Origin of the sequence: Streptomyces hokutonensis (assembly GCF_000376565.1) — a bacterium.
In the GTDB taxonomy this organism is placed as follows: Bacteria; Actinomycetota; Actinomycetes; order Streptomycetales; family Streptomycetaceae; genus Streptomyces; species Streptomyces hokutonensis.
In genome coordinates this window covers 1-21,387 of the sequence record NZ_BARG01000121.1, presented here as the reverse complement: position 1 = coordinate 21,387, position 21,387 = coordinate 1, and the positions used below count along the sequence as shown (strand labels likewise).

General features: G+C 68.0%; 18 protein-coding genes. 5 read left to right on the top strand and 13 right to left on the bottom strand.

Annotation, left to right across the window (positions count from 1 at the left end; genetic code table 11):
* Positions 1-19: 19 nt before the first annotated feature.
* Complete coding sequence (locus SSP08S_RS52355) at positions 20-982, bottom strand: cyclase family protein (RefSeq protein WP_019075647.1); 963 nt, start codon at positions 980-982, stop codon at positions 20-22.
* Entirely contained in the window at positions 979-1,962 is a 984-nt protein-coding gene (locus SSP08S_RS52350) for a fumarylacetoacetate hydrolase family protein (protein ID WP_019075646.1), read from the bottom strand. Before SSP08S_RS52350 ends, SSP08S_RS52355 begins: the two co-directional genes overlap by 4 nt.
* Positions 1,963-2,094: 132 nt before the next feature.
* On the opposite strand from SSP08S_RS52350, the gene SSP08S_RS52345 reads away from it, so the two are divergent.
* A complete protein-coding gene (locus tag SSP08S_RS52345) occupies positions 2,095-3,003 on the top strand; it encodes a LysR family transcriptional regulator (protein WP_019075645.1) in 909 nt (302 codons plus the stop codon).
* Between the two features lie 109 nt (positions 3,004-3,112).
* Here the strand turns inward: SSP08S_RS52345 and SSP08S_RS52340 are convergent, their stop codons facing one another.
* Positions 3,113-4,381, bottom strand: coding sequence for an MFS transporter (locus SSP08S_RS52340; protein WP_019075644.1), 1,269 nt, complete (start codon positions 4,379-4,381; stop codon positions 3,113-3,115).
* A gap of 299 nt (positions 4,382-4,680) precedes the next feature.
* Positions 4,681-5,814 carry an ABC transporter substrate-binding protein gene (locus SSP08S_RS52335; protein WP_019075643.1) on the bottom strand — a complete coding sequence of 378 codons (1,134 nt, stop codon included), beginning with the start codon at positions 5,812-5,814 and terminating at the stop codon, positions 4,681-4,683.
* 115 nt (positions 5,815-5,929) lie between these two features.
* On the opposite strand from SSP08S_RS52335, the gene SSP08S_RS52330 reads away from it, so the two are divergent.
* Positions 5,930-6,436, top strand: a complete 507-nt coding sequence (locus SSP08S_RS52330) for a MarR family winged helix-turn-helix transcriptional regulator (protein ID WP_026179573.1) — start codon at positions 5,930-5,932, stop codon at positions 6,434-6,436.
* Between the two features lie 133 nt (positions 6,437-6,569).
* Here SSP08S_RS52330 and SSP08S_RS52325 read toward each other — a convergent pair whose 3' ends face one another.
* Positions 6,570-7,301, bottom strand: a complete 732-nt coding sequence (locus tag SSP08S_RS52325) for a FadR/GntR family transcriptional regulator (RefSeq protein ID WP_019075641.1) — start codon at positions 7,299-7,301, stop codon at positions 6,570-6,572.
* A gap of 555 nt (positions 7,302-7,856) precedes the next feature.
* Between SSP08S_RS52325 and SSP08S_RS52320 the strand changes: the two genes are divergently transcribed.
* A complete protein-coding gene (locus SSP08S_RS52320; protein WP_078532892.1) occupies positions 7,857-9,791 on the top strand; it encodes an alpha-L-fucosidase in 1,935 nt (644 codons plus the stop codon).
* A 101-nt stretch (positions 9,792-9,892) separates the two neighbouring features.
* Here the strand turns inward: SSP08S_RS52320 and SSP08S_RS52315 are convergent, their stop codons facing one another.
* The 6 genes from SSP08S_RS52315 to SSP08S_RS52290 all read right to left on the bottom strand — a co-directional run bounded on the left by SSP08S_RS52315 (position 9,893) and on the right by SSP08S_RS52290 (position 18,314).
* Positions 9,893-12,577 (bottom strand): RICIN domain-containing protein, encoded by a 2,685-nt coding sequence (locus tag SSP08S_RS52315; RefSeq protein ID WP_019075639.1) that lies wholly within the window; start codon positions 12,575-12,577, stop codon positions 9,893-9,895.
* A 63-nt stretch (positions 12,578-12,640) separates the two neighbouring features.
* On the bottom strand, positions 12,641-12,988 hold the full coding sequence (locus tag SSP08S_RS52310; protein ID WP_019075638.1) for an L-rhamnose mutarotase: 348 nt from the start codon (positions 12,986-12,988) through the stop codon (positions 12,641-12,643).
* Positions 12,985-15,009 carry a DUF8034 domain-containing protein gene (locus tag SSP08S_RS52305; protein WP_019075637.1) on the bottom strand — a complete coding sequence of 675 codons (2,025 nt, stop codon included), beginning with the start codon at positions 15,007-15,009 and terminating at the stop codon, positions 12,985-12,987. The genes SSP08S_RS52310 and SSP08S_RS52305 overlap by 4 nt, the downstream gene beginning before the upstream one ends.
* Positions 15,010-15,080: 71 nt before the next feature.
* A complete protein-coding gene (locus SSP08S_RS52300; RefSeq protein WP_019075636.1) occupies positions 15,081-15,917 on the bottom strand; it encodes a carbohydrate ABC transporter permease in 837 nt (278 codons plus the stop codon).
* Positions 15,918-16,041: 124 nt separating this feature from the next.
* Positions 16,042-16,956, bottom strand: coding sequence for a carbohydrate ABC transporter permease (locus SSP08S_RS52295; protein ID WP_019075635.1), 915 nt, complete (start codon positions 16,954-16,956; stop codon positions 16,042-16,044).
* Positions 16,953-18,314 carry an ABC transporter substrate-binding protein gene (locus tag SSP08S_RS52290; RefSeq protein ID WP_019075634.1) on the bottom strand — a complete coding sequence of 454 codons (1,362 nt, stop codon included), beginning with the start codon at positions 18,312-18,314 and terminating at the stop codon, positions 16,953-16,955. The genes SSP08S_RS52295 and SSP08S_RS52290 overlap by 4 nt, the downstream gene beginning before the upstream one ends.
* A 286-nt stretch (positions 18,315-18,600) precedes the next feature.
* On the opposite strand from SSP08S_RS52290, the gene SSP08S_RS52285 reads away from it, so the two are divergent.
* Positions 18,601-19,335 (top strand): FadR/GntR family transcriptional regulator, encoded by a 735-nt coding sequence (locus SSP08S_RS52285; RefSeq protein WP_019075633.1) that lies wholly within the window; start codon positions 18,601-18,603, stop codon positions 19,333-19,335.
* 26 nt (positions 19,336-19,361) lie between these two features.
* Here SSP08S_RS52285 and SSP08S_RS52280 read toward each other — a convergent pair whose 3' ends face one another.
* Positions 19,362-19,817: an Lrp/AsnC family transcriptional regulator gene (locus SSP08S_RS52280; RefSeq protein WP_019075632.1), complete on the bottom strand. Its 456-nt coding sequence runs from the start codon at positions 19,815-19,817 to the stop codon at positions 19,362-19,364.
* A 123-nt stretch (positions 19,818-19,940) separates the two neighbouring features.
* Here SSP08S_RS52280 and SSP08S_RS52275 point away from each other — a divergent pair, with 123 nt between their 5' ends.
* Positions 19,941-20,486 carry an RBBP9/YdeN family alpha/beta hydrolase gene (locus SSP08S_RS52275; RefSeq protein ID WP_019075631.1) on the top strand — a complete coding sequence of 182 codons (546 nt, stop codon included), beginning with the start codon at positions 19,941-19,943 and terminating at the stop codon, positions 20,484-20,486.
* Between the two features lie 80 nt (positions 20,487-20,566).
* Here the strand turns inward: SSP08S_RS52275 and SSP08S_RS52270 are convergent, their stop codons facing one another.
* The gene (locus SSP08S_RS52270) at positions 20,567-21,193 is read right to left on the bottom strand and encodes a TetR/AcrR family transcriptional regulator (protein ID WP_019075630.1); all 627 of its coding nucleotides are present in this window, start codon (positions 21,191-21,193) and stop codon (positions 20,567-20,569) included.
* Between the last annotated feature and the right edge of the window lie 194 nt (positions 21,194-21,387).

Below are 21,387 nucleotides of genomic sequence, written 5' to 3'. Positions count from 1 at the left end.
GACGGCGAAGGAGACCGAGCTACTTGACGGCGATGGGGTTCACGGGGGAGCCGACCGCTCCGGTGATGGGGAGGGGAGCGGCGGTCAGCCAGAACTCGTAGAGACCGTCGGCGGCGCAGTCGGCGGCGAGCGCGTCGAGGTCCCACATCTCGCCGATCAGCAGGCCGATGTTGGGGATGGCGACCTGGTGCAGCGGCTGGAAGGCGTGGTCGAACTCGTTGGGCCGTACCTCGAAGCCCCAGGTGTCGGTGGCGATCGCGGCGATCTCGGTGGAGTGCAGCCAGCCGGCGGTGGTGAACGACAGCCCGGGCGCGGGTCCGCCCGCATAGTCGCCCCAGCCGTCCCGCCGGGCGCGGGTGAGCCGCCCGGTGCGGACGAGCACGATGTCACCGCGGCCGACACGCACGCCGTGGGCCTCCGCGGTCGCGGTCAGGTGTTCCTCGGTGATCGCGAACCCGTCGGCCAACTCGCCGTCGACGCCGATGACTTGGCCCACGTCCAGGAGGAGCCCGCGGCCGGCGACGTACGGCGCCATGTGCTCGATGCCGGTGACGAGGTCGCCGTCGGAGGTGACGACCTTCTCGGCCGCCCGGCCGTTCCACGCCTTGCCGTGGTCGAAGATGTGCCCGAGCCCGTCCCACTGCGTGGAGCACTGCAACGGCATCGCGATCACGTCGTCGGCTCCGCCGATGCCGTGCGGGAAGCCCTGGTTGCCGAGGGCGGCGTCGGTGCCGGTGTCGAGCATGGTGTGCACCGGGTTGGTGCGCCGGCGCCAGCCCTTCTGCGGGCCGTTCATGTCGAAGGCCTGAGAGAGCGAGAAGCTCACGCCCCGCTGGACCAGTGCGGCGCCCTCGCGGCGTTTGGCCGCGTCGAGGAAGTTGAGGGTGCCGAGCACGTCGTCCTCGCCCCAACGCCCCCAGTTCGAGTACGACTTGGCGGCCTCGGCGATCGCGCCCTCCGGGTCGTGGCGGTCCAGGCTCACGCCGGCACCTCCGCCACACAACGGGTGCGCTGCACGCCAAGGCCGGTGATGGACCCCTCCATGACGTCGCCGTCGCGCAGCAGCCGCCCCCAGTGGATGCCGTTGCCTGCCGGGCTACCGGTCAACACCAGGTCGCCGGGCAGGAGTTGAGAGCTCTGCGAGGCGTACGACACCAGCCGCGCTACGCCGAAGAGCATGTCCTTGGTGGACTCGTCCTGCATGGTCTCGCCGTTCAGCCTGAGGGTGACCCGCAGGTCACCGGGGTCCGCGACCGACCCGGCCGGGACGAGCCACGGGCCGAGCGGGGTGAAACCGGGAGCGTTCTTGCTGCGCAGCCAGTCGGTGCCGATGGCCTTCATGTCCCGGCGGAAGACGGTGGCGCGGTCGGTGAGGTCGTTGGCGATCGTGTATCCGGCGACGTGGTCGAGGGCCTCCTCGACGGACACCCGGTGGGCGGGCTTGGCGATGACGGCCGCCAACTCCAGTTCCCAGTCCGGCTGTTGGGCCCAGGAGGGCAGGACGACATCGTCGTACGGGCCCGTGATCGCGCTCGGCAGGCCGATGAACACGTACGGAAGGTCCTCGGCGGCCCGGCGGTCCATGACCGCGGCGATCTCCGCACGCGCCTCCTCGACCGTGCGCGGGTCGTCGGCGGAGCGGTGGGCGACCTCCAGGTCGATCACGTGCTGGCGGTAGTTGGCGCCGGACTGGAAGATCTGGCGGGGCTCGATCGGGGCGTGCACGCGCAGGTTGTCCAGGGGCCGCCAGTCGAGGGTGTCGTCGTCCGAGAGGGAGCGCAGGACGGGGAGGGTCTCGTCCCACCGCTCCACCACGGCGCGCAGGCCGGACGGTGCCCAGTCCAGGGCGCTGCTCAGGTCGAGTACGCGCTCCTTCGCGAGGAGGCCGGGAAACGGGACCCCGTCCTGGGCGGAGAACGTGCCGAGCGCGAACGGGCCGGCAGGTTGCGCGAGCGTTGCCATCAGATTTCCTCCTGCTGGGTTGCGGTCTACTGTGGCCTCGATCGACCAATCACGGAAATAGATCCTGTGGATGTGCCTAATCCATGGCGTGGATGGTTTCTGCTCGAATAGGTCTCGCATTGGTGGTGCCTGGTGAACCTGTCCCGACTCGACCTCAACCTGGTCCTCGCGCTGCGCGCGCTGCTGGAGGAGCGCAACGTCACCCGGGCCGGCGAGCGCGTCGGGCTCAGCCAGCCCGCGATGAGCGCCGCGCTGTCCCGGCTGCGCCGCCACTTCGACGACGAACTCCTCGCCCGCACCGGCAACGCCTACGAACTGACTCCGCTCGGAGTGGCCCTGCGGGATCGCAGCGCCACCGCCTGCGACCTGCTGGAACGGGTCTTCGCCAGCCAGGCCGACTTCGATCCGACCGCCGAGAGCCGGGAGTTCACCCTGCTCGCCTCCGACTACGGTGCCGCTGTGTTCGGCTCAGCGCTCGCCCGCGCCCTGCACCGGGAAGCGCCCGGCATCCGGCTCGCGTTCCAGCACTCGACGCCGGCAGCGGTGGAGAACACCGCCACCATGCTCAGCACCGTCGACGGTCTGCTGCTGCCGCACGGCATCATCGACGGCTTCCCCGCCGTCGACCTCCACCAGGACCGGTGGCTGTGCATGGTCGCCGACGACCACCCCGATGTCGGCGACGAACTCACCCTCGACCAGCTCGCCCGCCTGCCCTGGGCCGTCTACCAGCGCCCCTACGACGCCCCCGCCGCCCGCCAGCTCAGCATGATCGGCATCAGCCCCCGGGTGGAGGTCTCGGTGCAGACCTTCCAGTTGCTGCCCCACATGGTCGAGGGCACGAGTCGCGTCGCGATGATCCAGGAGCGCCTGGCGCGCCGGGCGGTACGCGCGGCCGCGGTACGGGTTCTGCCCTGCCCGTTCGAGGCGGTACCGGTGCAGGAGGCGATGTGGTGGCACCCGGTGCACACCCAGGACGCCGCGCACATCTGGCTCCGCCGGAAGGCCGAGGAGGTGGGGGCGACGCTCATGGAGCGGTAACCGCACCCGCCGATTCGCAACCCGTTGGGGACGCGGCTGCGGCCTGCTCGTGGCTGGTCGCGCAGTTCCCCGCGCCCCTGAGGTGGTTGCTCTGCCCTCTCTGAATAGGTCAGGCCAGTTGCTCCGGCAGGGGGCGGCGATCGACCGCTGCCGACCGGCGCCGGGACGCCCACAACCCTGCCGCGACGAGGGCGGCGACCAGCCCCAGCACACCAACCGCGCCTGCGAGGCTGCCGACCGCCGACTCCCCGGCGAGCAGCACGAGCGGGCAGACGAACTCGCCGCCGAAGAAGGCCGCCAGCCACAGTCCCGTACCGCGGCCCCGGTCCTCGAACGCCAGCCGGGACATGGCACTGGTGAGGAGGGCGGGCAACAGCATGCCGGTGCCGACGCAGTTGACGACGGCCCCGACCACCAGCAGCGGGGCGCTACCCGCCAGGAACATCACCCCGAAGCCGGCCGCGCAGACCGCGAGAACGGCGGGCAGCATCGGGTCGGGAGAGCGCTTGAGACGGGCGAAGGTGACCGCACCGCCCACGGTGGCGGCACTCGCGAGCGCGGTGGCCAGGCCGATCACGCCGGAGTTCTCCACTCCCAGGTCGTCGAGCAGGTACGACATCTCGACCGGGACGGTGTAGAAGACCATCGCCCCGAAGAAGGTGAGGGCGCAGATGCCCGCCAACTGCCTCCAGGGAAAGGCGCGTTGGTCTGTGACTGGGGTGGAGGTGTCCTCGGTGGCCGTGCGGGGCGCCGGGTTGGTCAGGACGGTGGCCATCAGCGGGGCGAGCGCCAGGCTCACGGCGTAGACCCAGAAGGGCACCCGCCAGCCCGCCGACCCGGCGGCGCCGCCCAGCACGAAGAAGACGGTGGCCGACGCGGAGGCGCACATGGTCTGCAGGGCGAGGTACTTCACCCGCCGGTGGCCCGAGTAGTAGTCGCCGATCAGTGTCGTGCAGCACGTCATGATCGCGGCCTCGGTGACACCGACGAGGGCGCGACTGGCGATGATCGCCCCCAGCGAGTCCAGCCAGAGCGGCGCGGTGCCGAACACGGCGTACAGCAGGGTCGCCACGATCAACAGCCGCTTGCGGCCGAGCCGGTCCACGATCACGCCGGCGAACGGGGCCAACAGGGCCAGTGCCAGCGCCGGAACGGTCAGCGCGAGCGGCACCAACGCCTTGGCTCCCGGTACGGACGCGAAGTGGTCCTGCATCTTCGGCAGCACCGGGGCGATGAGCACCGCCCCCAGGATCGGCAGGCAGCTGCCCGCCATCAGCAGGGTCACACGCAGCAGATGAGCCGGGCCCGAGACGGGGACGGAGGACGGAGGGGCATCGCCGACCGCGGTGGGAGACGGCGACGGAACGGAACCGGGCATGGCGACTCCAGGGACGGTGTACGGGAGCGGGCATGCCTGACACGGGCGCCGACGGCGCACGGCATGCCGGGGGACGGCCGCACACCGGCGACTGGTCCGGACAGCGGCGTGCGGGTAGGGACGACTATGGGTCGTCGGACCCCCGGTCGCCATCCTCTCCGCGATCCGAATCCGCTATCCCGCCCATCCACACCATGGATGAGCTGCCCGCACACTCCGGGTGTCACGAGGGCATGCCGCAGAGCGGTCCCACCCTCGTTCCCGTGGTGGAACCGCTCCGGGTCCGGTCTGAGCAGGGGTCAGAACGCTCCGGGCGTACGGCCGAGAGTTCCGTCGGGGTCGCCGGGGTCGGCGCCCTTGACCTGGCCGAAGTAGAGCTCGACCTGGGAGCGGAAGCGCTCGACGGCGCCGCGGTTCGACATGAACTTCGCGAAGGCGTCGGGGTCGGTGTTCTTGTACGAGGCCAGGGACTTGAGACCGGCCGGCGGGGCGACGTCCTTGCGGACGGACCAGGTCCAGGTGGCGATGGCGTTCTTCTGTACGGTCTGGGAGTCGAGCCAGCTGAGGAAGAGCTTGGCGCCGGCCTTGTGGGGTGCGTTCTTGAAGACGGCGCCGCGCTGGGCCCAGGAGTTGAAGCGCTCGGAGTTCGAGAAGACCTGGGTGCCGTTGGGGCGGGTGTCACCGCCGACTGCGACGGAGGCGAGGTAGTCGCCGCTCGCCACTCCGGCGGCCGATCCCGGGACGCCACGGATCAATTTGGGGTTCTGCCTGACCAGTTGGGCCAGGTAGTTCCAGCCGTACGTGTCGACGATCTGCTTGTAGCCGAAGAGCACGGCGTCGTCGTCGTTGGGGTAGGTCAGGATCAGCTTGTTCTTGAAGGCGGGCTTCAGCAGGTCCGTGGCCTTGAAGTCGCTTGCCCTCGTGGGGAGTTGCTTGGTGTTGACGAGGTAGGAGAAGGCGCCGTAGAAGACGCCGGTGTAGTAGCCGTCCCTGTCCTTGGCGTTGGGGAAGACCTTGTCCCAGCCGACGGGCTTGTACTTGAGCAGGTCGCCCTGCTTCTTCCAGCGGTCGAAGTCCTGGGTGGTCTGGAGGATCGCGGCGTCGGCGACGAGGTGGCCGGTGGCGAGCTGGTTGTCGATGCGGGCGTCGTGGTATTTGCTCAGGTCGGTGACCAGGTGCAGCTTCATGTCCGGGAACTGCTGGTGGAACGCGGCGGCCAGGCCGTCCCACTGGCCGGGGGCGTCGCCGCCCATGTAGACGGTGACCTTGCCGCCCTCGGCCTTGGCCGCCTGGTGGAGCGCCTGGAGCTGGTCCTGCTCGCTCGCGGTGGTGGGTCGGTGCGTGGCCGTGTCGGCCATGGCGGTCGTGGTGACTGCGGTGAGGGCCAGGGCGGTGGCGATGGCCGCGCCGATCAGCTTGTTCCTGTGCTGCATGGCGTTGTGCTGCCTTTCCTGTGCAGGCAATCGTTTGATGTTTCAAACGTTGCGATGTGCAGCACGCTACGTCGATTGGTTTGAAGATTCAAACAAGGATCGATAGGATGTGACCATGCCCACTACGCCACGCTGGCTGGATGCCGAGGAGCGGCGAGCCTGGCTCGCCTACGTCGAGTTCTCCACTCACCTGTCCGACCACCTGAACCGCCAGCTGCGGCGCGACGCGGGGCTGACGCACGCCGACTACACCCTGCTCGCCCACCTCTCCTCGCTCCCGGACCAGGCTCTGACCATGTCGGAGCTGGCCGAGCGACTGAGGATCACCCGCAGCCGGCTCACTCACGCGGTGACCCGCCTTCAGCAGGCCGGCTACGTGGACCGCCGCGACGACCCCGCGAACCGGCGCAACCAACTCGCCGTGCTCACCGAGGGAGGGCGCCAGCTGTTGGAACGGGTGGCCCCCGGCCACGTCGAGGCCGTACGACGTGCGATCTTCGACGCGTTGACGCCGGATCAGGTCCGCCAGTTCGCGGAGATCGGCGAGGCGATCAACGCCGCACTGCAACACGTGGACGCCGCTCAGGACGACGAGGAGGCGCTGCCCTGGCGTCGCCGGTAGGGGCGAATCGCCATACGAGCAGCCGGATGGCCGGTCATGGGGTCGCCCGCGCCGGGAATTGTCGATGTGATCGGGAGCGTCCGACGGTCCGCGTCGCGCCCCTGTAGGCCTGTTCCGGAGCTGACCGCTGCGTTCACGGCGTCTCACGGAGCTTCGGCGTGTTCCGTGTGCTCGGGTTCGCGAACTCCAGGTGTTCTCGCAGCCACCGCTCCGTGCTGTTGATGTGCATGAGCGCGGCCGCCTGACTGAGAGAGGCGTCGCCCATGGCCAGTGCTTCGTAGATGGCTTCGTGCTCGGCCAAGGTCCGTCCCGCGGCCTGGGAGTCGACAAGTCCGCGCCAGACGCGGGCGCGCAGAGTACGGCCCGAGATCCCGTCCAGGATGGTCAGGAGCGTTTCGTTCGCGGTCGCCGAGACGACAGCGCGGTGGAAAGCCGCGTCATGGACGTTCAGCAACTCGACGTCCTCATGTGCCTCTCGCATCGCGTCCAGGTGCTGCTTCACCTCGGCCAGGGCTGTGTCCGACATGCGAGTGGCGGCCAGCGTGGTGGCAGCGGGCTCGAGCAACCGTCGCACCTCCATCAGATCCAGCAGTGCACCCGAGTCGCCCTGGAGCAGTTCCACCGCGCCGCCGAGGCCCTCGAGCAGGACACTGGGCTGAAGACTGGTGACGTAGGTGCCGTCGCCGCGTCGCACCTCCAGGACCCTCGCCACCGCCAGGGCCTTGACCGCCTCGCGGGCCAGGTTGCGGGACAGGCCCAGCTGAGCTGCCAGATCCGGTTCCGGTGGCAGTCTCGACCCGGGAGGCAGCGCTCCCGTCCGGATGAGCTCCCGGATCTGCTCGATGGCTCTGTCCGTCAGGGACAAATGGATCTCCTTGCCTCGACGGCCTCAACGCGTACGTCCGCTCCGGCCCGCCCTTGGAGGCGCGGACCGGCCCAGAATGCCACCGATGGGCACTGAGGCGGACTTCCTTGTTCCGAGTGATCTGCTCCCGATTCCGCATGCAGGTAATGACGTTGACGATAGGCACGGGTTTGGGCGGAATGGCGACAGCGCCGGCGGCCAGAGAGCCAACACAACGATGTCCGCGCCGAGATGGGCCCGTCCCACGGATGAGAAGTGCAGGAGTTCGTGGCTCCGATGGGACCGGCGGCACCCTGTAGACATGGAATGTCTGGCGTGGGATGAAAGCTGTCGTACCTGGTCAGAAGGACTAAAACGCCCTTGCATGGAAGGGTTTTCATCCCTGCAAAGCCGTTGACACCGGTGGGTCGCATGCTCGAACTTCATGCGTAACACCTGGCGCCTGGGACTCGTGAGTGCGGCGCCTCAACACCCGTTCAGCCCTTGGGTTTTCCCTGCGCACTCTGCCCCGGTGCGCACGGTCTCGTCCCGCCACATGGAAGTGGGAGTGTGATCATGTCTTCTGGAGGACTGTCCCGGCGAACGCTGTTGGGCGCCGCAGGTGCCGCGGCGGCGACCGCGCTGCCTGTGCTGCCGGCCTTATCCAGCCTTGTGACCGAGGCAGCGGCGGCCGGCCCGCAGACCAATCTGAGCAACCTGGCGAACATGCGGTTCGGTATGTTCAACCACTTCAACATGGGTACGTTCACCGACGAGGAGTGGGCCGCTCCGAACCAGAACCCGATGCTGTTCGCCCCCGCGGCGGTGGACTGTGAGCAGTGGGCGACGGCGGCCGACGCGGCCGGGATGAGCTACGGGGTGCTGACGACCAAGCACCACGACGGGTTCTGCCTGTGGCCGACCGCGTACAACGACTACAACGTCGCGAACAGCTCCTACCCGCACGACATCGTCGCCCAGTACGTCACGGCGTTCCGGGCCAAAGGCCTGAAGGTGGGCCTGTACTTCTCGATCTGGGACCGCAGTTACACCGTCCAGGCCTACGACACCCGTCACGGCGTGGCCGCGGACCAGGTGATACAGCCCGGCGATCTGACGTACATCCTGAACCAGATCACCGAGCTGCTCACCGGCTACGGCGCCATCGACATGTTCGTCACCGACGGCTACGCGTGGCAGATGGGCCAGGCGGCCGTCTCGTACCAGCGCGTCCGGGAGCACGTGAAGTCCCTCCAGCCGGACATCGTCATGATCGACCACGGTGGGCTGTCGGTGCCCTTCCTCGGGGACGCGATCTACTTCGAGGAGCCGCTGGGCATCACCTCCCCGGCCGGTAACACCTACGCGTCCCTGCAGGGGCAGACCATCAGCAACGGATGGTTCTGGCATCCCTCCACGCCGACCACCGACCCGTTGAGCAAGGCGTCGATCCTGTCCCATCTGGCCGATCTGGAACCCAAGTACACCTCGTTCATCCTCAACTGCCCGCCCAGCCGCGCCGGTGTCCTGGACACGAACATCGTGACCCGGCTCTCCGAGGTCGGAGCGGCCTGGAGCCCCGACACCTCACGGCCGGCGCTTCCGACGCAACTGCCGCGCGCGGAGCACCCGGTGACCCCGGTCAGCGCGTACGCGACCGGCTTCCACACCGGCGAAGGGCCGATGAACGCGATCGACGGGCTGAGCGACAAGGGTTTCGAGACCTGCTGGTCGACCTGGAGCCTGTCGCTCCCGCAGGCGATCACCATCGACCTGGGCGGAGTGTGGAGCGACGTCTCGACGCTGGAGTACCTGCCCAAGCAGTGGAGCCGCACCGGCACCACGGACGGAGACATCACTTCCTATACCGTCCACACCAGTACCGACGGCGTCACGTTCACCCAGGTCGCGACCGGTACGTGGACCGGCGACCACGCCACCAAGGTGGCGGAGTGGCCGGCCAGGCTCGTGGGGTATGTCCGTATCCAGGCCGACGCCGGCACCGGCGGATACGCCAACGTCGGCGGGATCAGAATCGGCGGCAGGACCGCCAAGCCCGTTCTGCAGTCGCGGGTCCTGCCCGGCGACTCGACGGTCTACCGTCTGGTGAACCGCAAGAGCGGCCAGGTGGCCGACGTCTACAACTTCGGCACCGCGAACGGCAGCAACGTCCAGCAGTGGCCCTGGCTGAACAACACGGCACAGAAGTGGACCTTCACCTCCACCGGCGACGGCTACTACAAGATCAGAAACGTCAACAGCGGGAAGCTGCTGGAAGTTGCCGGCCTCTCCCGCGCCGACGGCGGCAACGTGGGCATCTGGTCGGACGACAGTGTGCCGCAGCAGCACTGGGCCGTGACTCCCACCGGCGACGGCTACTACTACCTGACCAACCGCTTGAGCGGACTCTCGCTCAATGTGGACGGCGGATCCACTGAGGACGGGGCCAACGTCGATCAGTGGACCTACGACCGAGCCTCCCAGGAACAGTGGCAGATCCTCGCCCTTTGACGAGCCGACCTACTGGAAGCGGGAGTTGATCGGAAAACCGCTGCGATCGGCGGCTGATGCATGCCGATCGCAGCGGTCCGGGCGTTGTCACGCGACGGGCGTCACTGAATGGTCCAGAGCTGGTTGGTCTGGTTCAGCGGTGTCCACTGGCCGAGCGCGGTGCCTCCGGTGGTCGAGTCGCCCGGCACCTCCAGGGCCTGTCGGCTCTCGAAGTTGCGGATGACGTATCCGCTGCTGGTCGGCTGGAAGTACCAGAGCTGGTTGTTGCCACCGCTGTAGGTCATCTGGACCAGCGCCGCACCCTTGGCGTGAGAGGCGTTGGCGATGCCGAGGGCCTTGCCGCTGTTCCGGTTGACGATCTTGTAGAGGTTGCCGCTGACCCGCACGATGTTCCACTGCTGGTTGGTGCCCGAGTTGCTCTGCCACTGGATGACGCTGGCGTTGTCGGCGGTCGATCCTTGGTTGACGTCGGCGAGCAGGCCACTGTTGACGTTCTTGATCGTGTAGTACGTCGACGCGTTGAAGGACGGCGCGGCGGGCGGATTCTCCAGCGCGCCGCCGGCCTGCTGCACGCTGAAGTCGTCGATGTAGAAGTAGCTGCCGTCGGTCTTGGCGACGCGCACGTAGCGGAACTTCTGGCGTGCGTCGATCTTGGCCGTCAGTGTCGCGCTGTACGGGAGGACCGTGGCGTCCTGCCGTCCCAGCACCGTGTAGTCGGCGAACGTGGGGTCGTTGGAGCCGCGTATCTCGAAGTTGCTCCGGGTCTCGGGCTGGTCGATGTCCTGGCGGGTGGTGAACGAGAACTGACCGAGTGTGTACGCGCTGCCGAGGTCCACCTGCCACCAGGCCGAGGTGTCGCTTCCGGTGGGGGACCAACCGGTCGTCAGGTCGTTGTCATTGGCTTTGGCCGGTGCCCAGTTGGAGCTGTAGACGGAGGACGCGGTGGCTGTCCTGCCGTAGGCGAGATTGATCCTCGCCGGCAGTCCTTGATAGGCCGACTGAAGACCCGAGGCCTGCATCACGGCCGTGCCCGTGGTCGTGTTGTTGGAGAGGGTGACGTTGGAGCCGTTGACGTTCTGGATGACGAAGTTGTCAGTGTGCGACAGGACGTTGTTCGCCACGGTCATGTTGTTGGAGCCCTCGTCGAGGTAGATGCCGCCCGCGCCCGAGGAACACGCGGTGGGCGTGCGGACCACGTCGTGGATGTAGTTGTTGTCGATCACCGTTCCGGGGTCGTTGGAGAGGTGGTAGATGCCCGCCGTGTCGCACAGTTGGTTCACGACGTTGCCGATGCGGTTGTAGCTGACGGAGTTGTCGCCCTCCGCGTTGGCAGCCGACTGCCAGCCCCAGCCCAGGGAGATCCCGGCCCAGGGGGAGTCGGAGATGTCGTTGTGGTCGATGGTGGTGCCGTGCACGAAGCCCGCGTTGATGCCCGCGGTGCCGAGATAGTCCTGACCGGTGCGGTTGATCAGGTTGTTGGTGACGGCGACACCGCTGACGACCTCCCGGGCGTCCTCACCCGCGGGTGAGGCGGGCGGGTTGTACACGGTGTGGTACTCGACGTCGGGATCCGAGAACTTGCCCACCGTGATCCCGTTGCCCGCGATGTCCTGGACGACGTTCCCGGTGACCGCGGAGTTGTGGACGCCGTGGTGCAGATCCAGGGCAGTCGAGCCCATCTTCGTGAAGGTGTTGCCGGTGAAGGACAGGTTGTCGGCGTTCGCGGCGTACACACCGGCCGGCGGGCGGTCGACGTACTGCTTGTTGCTGGGGTCGGCGGAGATGTTGTAGTTGCCGCCCTGACCGTTGAGCAGGCCGTTGTCACTGGCCTCGGTCCAGTTGGTCTGGGTGAAGGTGATGCCCGAGAACTGCAGGTTGTGGACAGGGGAGTCGAGACTGTCTCCCTTGATGCCGAAGAGCGTCTCCAAGGTCGGGACCTGCACGGTGGCCGACGTCATGGTCTCGCCCGCCCGGGGGAGGTAGTAGAGCGTCTGCGCGTCCTTGTCGAGGTAGAACTCGCCGGGCTCGGTGAGGAACTCGTGGGCGTTCTCGAAGTGCAGGGGAGAGCCGTTGGACAGCAGCGGATACGGCCGCTGGAAGAGGATGCCCGCCTCGTGGTCCTGGATCGAGACGTTCGCCTGGCCGCCGCTCGTGGTGTACGACTTCAGCCGCAGGTAGTTCTCGGCCCACTGCAGTTGCAGCACCATCTCTACGCGGCTGAAGTGGTCCCAGTTCGCCATCTGGGAGCTGAGGACCTTCAGTACCTGGGCCGTCTTGTCGCTGCCCTGCAGCTGGAAGTTGGAGCCGACGTCCGGGTAGCGGGCGCGCGTGGCCCGTACGCCGTTGACGTACAGCTGCCGGAAGTCGAGGTCGCCGACCGATGCCTTGTACTGGCCGTTGCCGGCCGATGTCCAGCCGGTGATGGACTGGGCGCTGGAGACGACCGGGGTCTCCGAGCCGTACGCCTTGTAGATGACGTTGTGGCCGTTGGTTCCCGAGTCGGCGGTGGTGAAGTCGACCGGGCTGGTGAGGGAGTACGTGCCCCCGCGCAGATTCACGACGATGTCCCCGGACATGGCCGAGTTCACCGTACGGACCGCGTCGCGTGCCTTGGCGATCGTCTTGAAGGCCGCCGATGTGCTGGTTCCCGAGTTGCTGTCACTGCCGTTGGCGGGGTCCACGTAGAAGCTGGTGTCCGCCGCGTGCGCCGCCTGTGCGGGCAGGACGACGGCTGTCGCCACCAGCAGCGTCTGCAACAGTCCCACGATGAGCCGTGCGGGTCTCATACTGTTGATCTCCTTACCTCGTTGCGCGGCGCGCCGCCGGAAGCCCCGGACGCCGCCCGCGTTCTAGGAGGGGCTGTTCGCGCCCGGGTCGCCGAGATGCCAGATCTCGGTGAGGTCCGTCCACTGGCCCCCGGTGCCTCGGTCGGGCCACGGTTCCTGGCACGGATCGGTGAGCTGCCACCACCGCTGGGACACCGGGTCGGCCGCGATCGCCGCCATGTCGGCCTCGAAGTCCTCGCCGTCGTACTCGAAGTAGGCGAAGAGCACGTCGTGGTGGCGGAAGATGCTGTAGTTGCGCACGTGGGCGCGGTGCAGCGCGGCTTCGACGTCGGGCCAGACAGCGGCGTGCAGGGCGAGGTACTCCTCGCGCCGTTCCGGTCGGAGCCTGATCGTCTGGGCGATCCGTTTCACTCTCCGGCCTCCCCGTCGGTGAGCCCGGAGCCGGAGTCCGCCGGCGCATCCGGGGAGAACGGCGTGCGGTAGCTGGGTGTCCGCGTCCGCAGGCTCAGCCGGAGGGTGAGCCGTATGCGTGTGGAGGCGGGCAGGACGACGGTCAGCAGGGAGCTGCCGACGGGCGTTTCCGCCTCGGTGACGGCCGGCTCTCCGTGGCCGTAGTCGTACATGTCACCGACCCACGAGTCGTCCTCGCATGTCGTGTAGCGCACCGAGGTGATGGTGTGTTCGGCGAAGGCACCGGCTTGGACGACGACTGTCCGAACATGGTCGGCGGAGAGGTTGACCAGCTCGACGGCGGTGGCCTCGGGGTCGATCGAGGTCACCAGGGCCGCCACCTCGGGCGGCAGTCCCGCGCGGCGCGCCTCGCCGTCGTAATAGCGCACCCGCGCCTGCTGCAGACCACCGTTGTAGAGGACCTGGGGACCGCCCCATGTCAGCTGTACGAGCGCCTCGGTGACCACCGGGTTCGACTGCTGCCACACGTGGATGTCCTCCTCGGCCACGTCCAGATCGCGGTAGCGGTCCATGCGGGCGAGGCGGTGGCGGATCTGCGCCTGGGCCGCGGCGAGGATGCGTTCCGGGTAGCCGGGATCGTCGCCGGCGAGGAAGGCGAACCACGCCTCTTCGTGGCCCGACTCCTCCTTGGCGCGGAAGGCCCGCACGTCACGCCAGTCGAGTCCGGCGGCATCGCGCAGTCCCTCCAGCCGGGCCCGGTCGGCCGGAGCGGCCGTGTGATGCCACAGGGCCACCGGCACGGCGGGGGTGACGGGGTTGTGGTCGAACCATCCGGAGTCGTTGTGGCGGAAGGGGATGTGCAGGGTGGGCGTGTGGATGTCCGGACCGAGTTGGGCGATCCATTTGGCGGGGAGGCTGGAATCGGCTTCGGTGAAGGCCATCGTCTTGCCGTGACCGATGAGGGTGTCGAGGCTGGTCGTGACCATGGAGAGGTAGTCGTCGTCGCCGGTGACCGTCGCGGCCGCGAGGGCCGCCACGCATGCCGCGTGGCCGACGCTGTGCCAGCCGTGCGGCCAGGACCAGCCGTAGTGCCCGCCGTACCAACGGCCTTCGAGAAGGCCGCCGACCGTGCCGTCCGGGCCGACGTTGTCGGGTATCAGGCCGCCGTTGGCCTTCGCGCGCTCACGCCATGCGCCGACGTACTCGACGATCCAGTCGCGGTAGCGCTCTTCGCCGGACAGGATCCAGGCGTTGAGGACCAGCCCTGCCGCGGCGAGGTTGACCGCGGTGTCGCCGCTGCCCATGCGGTCGCGCATCTGGCTGCCGAGACGTGGGTCCGCGGACAGCGGGGGTTCGGGGGCGTCGGCCGGCCGGATCCAGTCGAGCGGAAAGCCGTACAGCTCGGCTTCCTTGGGGAGCCAGGGGTAGGAGTCGGTCTCGGACAGACCGCGCCGGCCGGGGTCGCTGCCGTTGTGCGGGCGCGTGATGATGCGGTGCTCGGGGTCGTAGTTTCCCTTCGCCGGATCGACGTACAACTCGGCGAACCGCAGGGCGCGTTGCGACCAGCGCTCGGGGGCCGCCATGCACAGGAAGTACAGCAGCAGCAGACTCTCGCCCTGGTGGAACCAGTCGTAGCCGCGCTCGAACTCGTCCTGGAGCATGCCCAGTTCGGTCAGCTGCCGGGTGACGCCCTCCCAGTGCTTCTCGGAGGCGGGCAGCAGGTCGTCCGCGCCGCCGAGCAGATACAGCTGGGGCCAGTTGAAGAACGCCTCGTAGAAGTCGTCGACGCCGTCACGGGTGGAGAGCTGTCCGTTGTAGTTCAGGCGCCCGTCCGGGCCGGTGAACTCGCGCTCGAAACGGCGCCAGGCGTGGTCGAGCAGGTCGAACAGCGCGCGCTGTGCCGGCGCCCAGCCGGGAGGTTCGAGCAAGGGCACGCTGGCTCGTACTCCGGCGGAGGACACCGTGCCGTCGGAGGAGGCGGTGTCCTCGCCGGCAGAGCGATCGGCAGGACTGAAGGGCATGGGAACGTCTCCGTTCGGGAGAAGAAGGCGGTGGAAGCGCGCGGAGGCTGCCCGGACGACGGTCCGTGGCGTCATTCCTTGGTGGCGCCGGCGAGCATTCCGGTGACCAGGAAGCGCTGCGAGAAGAGGAAGACGACCAGGACCGGAGTGATCGCGACCAAGGTGGCCAGGGCGAGTTGGGGCCGCTCGACGGCGAGGGATCCGACCGTCGGGTTGAAGGAGGGCACGCTGCTGAGCAGGGTGCCGACACCCACCTGCACCGGCATCTGGTCGCTCTCGGGCAGCATCACGTAGGGCAGGAAGTAGTTGGTCCAGTTGGCCACGAAGCTGAAGAAGCCGACGAGCGCGACGACGGGCGAGGCGAGGGGAAGGGCGATGTGCCGGAAGACCCCGAACTCGCCGCATCCGTCGATGCGGGCGGCCGCCAGCAGATCCCGGGGCACCGCGGTGGTGAAGTAGATGTACGTCAGATACACCCCGAACGGATAGAACGAGTACGGCAGGATGATCGACCACATCGTCCCGATGAGATGCACGGCGTTGAGCTCAAGGAACAGGGGCACCACCAGCGTCGCGTTCGGCATCAGCATCACGATCAGCGTGGCGACGAGCAGAGCGCGCCGGCCGCGGAACTCCGTCATCGCCAGCGCGTAACCGGCGGGCACGGCCACGCACAGCGTGATGACCAGGGAAATGCCCGCGTAGATCGCCGAGTTGCGCAGCCAGAGCAGGATCGCGTTGTCCTGGAAGGCGGTCAGCGCCTGCCAGTTGGCCTTGAGCGCGTGCCAGGAGCCGAAGGAGAGCGGGTTGCCGTGCACGAGTTGGTGGTCCGTCTTCGTGGCGGCCAGGACGAGCCAGAGCACGGGGAGTACGAAGAACACTGTGAACGCGGCCAGTACGGCGGCCACCAGCGCCCGGGACGCGTAGCGCCGGGCGGGAGGGCGGCGGGTACGGGCAGTCCTGCGTGGCGTGGGGCTCGCGCTCGCGCCGACTTCTCCGGGACGTGGACGCACACCGGGGTGCGTGGGGGTTTCACTCGGCATCGAAGAATCCCGACCGTGCGACGAAGAGGGCGGCGGCCGACAGACTCACGATCAGGAGCTCGACGGAGGCGGCCGCGGCGCCGTTGATGTTGTTCATCTGGAAGGCGAAGTCGTACGACAGCTGGTTGAGCGAGTAGTCGCGCCCCGCCACTCCCACGCTTGCCAGGGACAGCAGTTGGGGCTCGACGAAGAGCTGGGCGCCGCCGGCGAAGGCGAGGATCACCATGTAGACGATCCATTTGCGCAGCATGGGGATCTGCACCCGCCAGGCGGTCTGCCAGGCTCCCGCCCCGTCGATGCGGGCGGCCTCCATCACGTCCTTGGGGATGTTGTTGAGCGCTCCGTAGATGACGACGATCCAGCCGCCCGCGCCGGTCCAGAACGCGATGATCGTGAACAGCAGGGGCAGGTGGCCAGGGGCGATGACTTCGCCGAACGTGTCGTATCCGAGGGCGCCCAGGAGGGAACTGACGGGGCTCACCGTGGGGTCGAGCATGAACAGCCAGACCAGCACGCTCGCGGCGCCCGCCAGGGCACCGGGAATGTAGAAGAGGAACCTCAGGGCCTTTCCGGCGCCGCCGGAGGCGAGCCGGTGCAGCAGCAACGCGAGGCCGACCACGATCACCACGAGCGAGACGAGCCAGAACAGGAGGTAGAGCCCGACGTGCCCGAGGGCCGGCACGAACCGGAAGTCACGCATCGTGGTGACGAAGTTGTCGAAGCCGGTGAACGCGCCCTGGGCGTTGCTGAAGGCGAAGTAGACGGCGTAGGCGGTCGGGACGACACCGAACGCGATCAGCAGCACGAGGTAGGCGGCGACGAACGCGGCGCCCGCCCGCCCCTGCCGCCGGGCGCCCTGGGGACGCCGACGGACAGGGCCGACGGGGGAGTGGGTCGCGGTCACTTGGAGACCTTGTATCCGTCGGACTGGGCGTACTTGACGATGGAGTCCTGCCAGGCGGGCAGCAGCGAGACGATGCTCTTGCCCTGCGTCAGACCGGGCTTGACCGTCGCGGCCCAGATCGCCTCCTGGCTGAACTGGCCCGAGCCCCAGCCCGGCCAGACCTGGGTGGAGGCGTCCTTCAGTACCTGGATGTCCCCCGCGAAGTAGCCGGAGGCGCTCTGCTGCTTCAACCAGGTCTCCGCCGCCGGGGCGTAGGCGGGGAAGCCGGGCGCGACCTTGCCCTGGTAGGCGTCGTCCGTCGTGACCCAGGTGATGAAGTCGGTGGCCGCCTTGATGTGTTCGGAGTGCTGGGACAGCAGCCAGGTTCCGCCGCCCACGTTGCCGGTCGACGGTGAGGTCTCGCCGCTCCACTGGGGTATGGGCGCCGCCGCGATCTGCTTGGCCGGCGTCTTGAAGGTGCCTTGGAACAGCGCGCCGCCGTACCAGGAGGGGCCGGGCATCATCAGCACCTTGTCGGCCTTGTTCTTGCCGAAGTCGGTGCTGAAGACCCCGCTGATGGACATGGACTTCTTCTTGATCAGTACGTCCATGAGCTCGGCCATCTTCGTGCACGCGGCGCTGGTGGTGTTCACGGAGACGGCTTTGGCGCCGGTGATGTGGTTGGCACCGCACTTGCCGGCCCACAGGTAGATCTCCGGGGTGAAGGAGTCGCCGGCGTCGCCCACCAGGTACCCGGGGTGCTCGGCGGCCACCTTCTCGCCTAGCTGCTGGTACTCCTCCCAGGTCGTCGGAACCGTGTAGCCGAACTGCTTCATCAGCGGCGCGTTGTACCAGAGCACCGCCTGAGAGAGGTCGTTGCGCAGGCAGTAGACCGTGCCGCCCACCGTGCAGACGTCGTTGGCGCCCTTGGCGAACTTCCCGAGGGTCTGCGCCGGGACGAGCCCCTTGTTCAAGGGGGCCGCGAAGTTGGCGTCGACCGCCCAGGTCACCTCGTTGTTCTGCGAGCTGAAGACGACGTCCGGCCAGCCCTTGCCGGTGCGGTTGAAGAGCTGGACCTTCGTCTGGAGGTAGTTCGATCCGTTGGCGTCGCCGTCGTAGGTGACGATGTCGAGCTTCACGTCCGGGTGGAGCTTCTGGTAGAGCTTCGCGGCGGCCAGCCGGGTCGAGTCCACCCACACGGTCAGCGCGCCCTTCTTCTGCGCCACCTGGTTGAAGCCGTCCTTGCTGCTCGTACCCGTGGTACCGCCACCGCAGGCCGTGGCGGTCGCGACCACGCAGGCCACGCACCCCGCGAGGAGAACCGATCGCCGTTTGGCCAGCGCTCTGCTTCGGACAACGGACTGCTTCATCGCGGTCATGAGTGTCTCCATTACGTGGCTGGCGGGTCGTCGCCCAGAAATTAGGCGCCTTATACGAGCTCCGGTCAAGGAGATGTGCAGACACAAAATTGGATTCTCTGGCCACACTGTCCGTCGCTATGTCGAAACTAGTCCTGTATATGGGGAATTTTGCGTCACTGGGCATCGCATGGTTGCCGTGGTCTCTGCAAGATAAGTACGATTCATTTCATCGAGTGAGGTGTTCAGTAGAGTGACCACGAAGGGACGGGCTCGCTCCGTGAGACCAGTGACAGGGGTGACGGCTTTGGGTGCAGGGGCGGACACGGGGCGCGACTACCGTCCGGGCTATGAGCTCGTCGCGGAGCGGATCCTGGAGTTCATCGCCGAGTCGGGCCTGGTGCCCGGCGACCGGCTGCCTACGGAGAACGATCTGGCCGGACGGCTGGGCACCAGCAGGGCGGTGGTGCGCGAGGCCGTCAAGATCCTTTCCGCGCTCGGGCGGATCCGGGCGCACAAGGGCCGTGGTCTCTTCGTCTCGGACGACGAAGGCATGCTCAGTGCCAGCCGCTGGGGCGGGTTCTTCCGACCCACCGACCTGGATCACATCTTCATGCTGTTCCAGTTCCGCAGGATCCAGGAGATGGCCGCCGCCGGCATCGCGGCGACAAGTGCGACCCCTGCCGAACTCCGGGCGATGGAAGTGGCCGTGGAGACGTGCCGTCACGGTTTCGTCCACGGGCAGGTCGAGGTGTTCAACCAGGCCGACGACGACTTCCATGCCGCGATCGCGGCGGCCTCGCACAACAGCTTCCTGGTCGACGCCGTGCGCGACGCACGCCGGCTGCAGAGGCAGTCCAGTGCCCTCGGTATCCACGACACGCTCAGTGCTCAGTCCGAGGCCGCCGTCGAGGAGCACGCCGCCATCTACGAAGCCGTACGCGACGGCCGGCCGGAAGCCGCGGCGCAGGCCACCGCCGTGCACCTCGACAGGACGCTTGAGAACTACCGTCAGGAAATCAAGCGGAGGGTCTTCGGGTGAGGGGAGCGCGGGCCAAGTGCTGCGAGTCAGGGCGTTGTTGACGGTGCCGTAGGCAACGACTTCGGTGGGTAGCTGCGCAGGACGAGCGAGGTGGTGACCGGCCCGTACCGGGCGAGGGAGTCCACGACCTGTTCAAGGCGTTCGGCGTGGGAACACTGCACGTCGAACAGCAGGCAGTCCTCGCCGGTCACGCGGAGGGTCGAGACGACCTCGGGCGTCCGGGCGGCAAGGGTGAGTGCTTGGGACAGCTGCGCGTGGGTGGTGCGCAGCCGGACGACGGCGTGGATGTTCAGTCCGACCGCGGCCGGGGCGACGACGGCGCGGTAGCCGGTGATGATCCCGTTCTTCTCCAGGCGTTGGATGCGGGCGCCGGCTGCCGGTTGGGACAGCCCGACTCGCCGTCCGACCTCGGCTCCGGTGAGCCGGCCGTCGGTCTGGAGCAGTTCCAGGATGGCACGGTCGATCTCGTCGAGTGATTCCATCGTTGTCACCGCCACTTTCCTTGAGATCACTTGCCGAGCTCGATCGTTGCCGCTGGTCCATCGAGAATCCCCTCCGGGTGTCCCCGCGATGTGCGGAGGCCACGACTGGAAAAGAGGTAGCCGATGGTCGCGTACGTCATCATCCCCGGGATCGACGGTTCGGAAGAGAAGCACTGGCAGAGCTTGTGGGAGAAGCGATGGGGTCCCGCGGCGGCCCGGATCGCGCCGGCCTCGTGGAGCGAACCGGACCTGCCGGACTGGGTTGCCGCGATCCAGGCTGCCCACGAGATCGCTTCCCGGCGCGACCGGCGGGTGGTCCTGGTGGCGCACAGCCTGGGCTGCTGGGCGGCTGCGCACTGGCTGGAGCAGGCGCGACCCGACACGGTGGCCGCGTTCCTGGTCGCCCCGCCCGATCCCCGGGGAACGGCGTTCCCACGTGAGGCCGCATCGACCTTCGTGGGCCTTTCCGCTCGCCCACTGCCGTGCCCGAGCCTGGTGGTGGCCAGCGACGACGACCCCTACTGCGACCCGACGACGTCCGCGTCCTTCGCGCGAGGGTGGCAGGCGCAGCGGCAACTCGTCGAAAGCCACGGCCACATCAATTCCCGCAGCGGAGTGGGTGATTGGGAGACGGGCCGGGTGCTCCTTCGCGGGCTCGTCGACCGCTGAGACGACTGATCCGATACGGAGGTCCTCCGTGTCGACGTGCGCTCTCACCGGGGTGATTCAGGGACCGGGACGGTGACCCGTCACGCTTGCCTCGTGTGGGCTTCGATGTGGTCCAGCATCGAGTCCAGCGCTACCTCCAAGGGCCTGACCTGGCGCTGGAGTTGAGTGAGCAGAAGGCCGCCCTGCAGCGCGGCCAGCGTCGCGAGAGCGAGGTCGTCGGGGTCGGCGTCGAGTTCACCGCGGTCGTACATCCTCTGGAGACCGCCACGGATCGCCGACTCCCAGCGCAGGAAGCCGCTGGCCGCGGCGAGCCGCGCCTCGGGGTTGGTCTCGGCCACCTCGCTGCCCAGCGAGCCGATCGGGCAGCCGCCGCGGCACTGCAGCCGGAGCTGGTACTCCACCAGCGCGTCGCGCCACTGCCGTAGGCCCTCCATGGTGTCGAGCCCGGCGAAGAGCGGTTTCTGCATGTCCAGCACCGCCTCGGTCTGGAACTCGATCACGGCCAGCAGCAGTTCCTGCTTGTCGGCGAAGTAGTGGTAGATCTGCGAGCCGCTCACCCCGGCGGCCGCCCGCACATCCTCCAGCGTCGCCTCGGTCACGCCCCGCTCGTACATGAGCTGCGCGGCGGCGGCCACGATCCGGCGCCGGGTCTCCTGCCCCTTGCGGGTCAACTTCTTCTCGGCGGGCTGCCGCGCCTGGGTACTCATGCGCGCAACGCTAACAGATTCTGGATTGGACAACCCATTTTTATCGAACCATTCTGGGTCACCTAACCCACTCCAGTCGCCCTGTGCGGCCGGATTCCTGGAAGGACCCAGCATGGAACTCTCCGACAAGGTCGCCCTCATCACCGGCTCCACCGGTGGCATCGGCGCCGAAACGGCCCGGCTGATGGCCGCGG